Genomic DNA, 1,669 nt, shown 5'->3' with positions numbered 1-1,669 from the left:
GGCCCAGTTGCCGCGCCTGCCGCCCGAGCCGGCGCCGCCGGTGCCGCCGGCACGCGTGCCACAGCGGCGCGTGCTGCCGGAGTGGTGGGTGTACAGCTTCACCCAGCTCGCCAATGCCGACGCCGGCAGCGACCCGATGGCCAGCGCCACCGTGCCCAGCAGCGGCGGCAGCGACGAACCCGCCGCCAGCGAGCCGGTCAGTGCCGCGGTGGAAGTGGACATGGTCGACCGTCGCTTCGTCGGCAACCGCTTCGGCGTGGCCATGCACGACGTGTTCGAGCGCTGCGACTTCGCCGCCTGGCGCGACTGGCACCCGGGCCAGCCGGCGCCAGCGGGGCAGGCCACCGCCATCGTCGAAGCGCTGCAACGCGGCGGCTATGCCGAGGACGAACTGGAAGACGGCACCGCCATGCTCACCGCCCTCGTCGGCAACACCCTCACCGTCGCCCTGCCCGAAGGCACCTGCCTGGCTGCGGTGCCGGACGAGCAGCGGCGCAACGAAATGGAATTCCACTTCGCCATGCGCCCGACGCGTGTGGACGCGCTGCTGGCGCTGCTGCACCGCTACGGCGTGGCCGGCGAGCGCCAGGCGTTCGGCGCGCGGCAGCGCCTGGAGGGACTGATGACCGGCCTGATCGACCTCACCTACCAGCACGACGGCCGCTGGTACGTGCTCGACTACAAGTCCAACCGCCTGCCGGCCTACGACCCCGACGCCCTGGCGCGGGCGATGGCGCACAGCGAATACACCCTGCAGGCGCTGATCTACACCGTGGCCCTGCACCGCTGGCTGCGCTTCCGCCTGGGCGGTGCCTACGACTACGCCCGCGACTTCGGCGGCGTGCGCTACCTGTTCTGCCGCGGCCTGGACGCTTCCCGCGACCCGTCGCCGGGCGTGCACGCCTGGCGCTTCGACCCGGGCCTGATCGAAGGCGTCGACACCCTCTTCGCCGGCGCCCCGCTCGAGCCCCTCTCCCCCCGGCGACCGCAGGAAGTCCCCGTGGGAGAGAGGGGTTGGGGTGAGGGTCCGCCCGCCCACGGAGCCCCCACCCCGTGAGCCAACCCACCCACATTCTGGCCGCCCTCCACCGCCCCGGCACCCCGCGCCCGCTCAAGCCCCTCTCCCTCCGGGAGAGGGGTTGGGGTGAGGGTACGTCCGCCCACGGAGCCGCCCCGTGAGCCAACCCACCAACCTCCTCACCACCCTCTACCGCACCGGCACCCTGCGCACGCTGGACCACGCCTTCGCCCACAGCCTGTCCCGCCTCGATCCGAACACCCCCGACCTGGTCCTGGCCGGCGCCGCCCTGGCCTCGCTGGCAGTGGCCAGCGGCCACGCCGGCCTCGACCCGGCACGCGCCAGCCTCCTGCTCGACAGCCGCGACGGCGCCGCTCCCACGCTGCCCACCGCAGACGACTGGACCCGCGCCCTGGCCGCCTCACGCTGGGTCGCACAGCCCGCTGCCGAAGACCCGGCCAGCCCCGACTGCCCACTCGTACTCGAACACGGCCTGCTCTACCTGCGCCGCTACCGCGAATACGAACGACGCCTGGCCCTGGGCCTGCGCCGCCTCGCCGCACAGCCGCTGCCGCACAACGACCTCGCCGCGCTCGCACCCCTGTTCGCCCAGCTCTTCCCTCTCCCCCCGGGAGAGGGTGCCCGCAGGGC

The 1,669-nt window shown here is 73.8% G+C and carries 1 protein-coding gene and 1 pseudogene; both read left to right on the top strand.

What is annotated here, in order from left to right:
* Positions 1 to 1,057: PD-(D/E)XK nuclease family protein (locus D588_RS25555; RefSeq protein ID WP_017917192.1), on the top strand; the 1,057-nt coding region annotated here is incomplete at its 5' end.
* Positions 1,058 to 1,175: 118 nt separating this feature from the next.
* A pseudogene (locus tag D588_RS25550) lies at positions 1,176 to 1,669 on the top strand (exodeoxyribonuclease V subunit alpha); the annotation flags it as partial.

The organism is Xanthomonas sp. SHU 308 (genome assembly GCF_000364645.1).
GTDB classification, from domain to species: Bacteria; Pseudomonadota; Gammaproteobacteria; order Xanthomonadales; family Xanthomonadaceae; genus Xanthomonas_A; species Xanthomonas_A sontii.
Note: the sequence above shows the minus strand (reverse complement) of the source record. Positions and strands in the feature narration are given on the sequence as shown.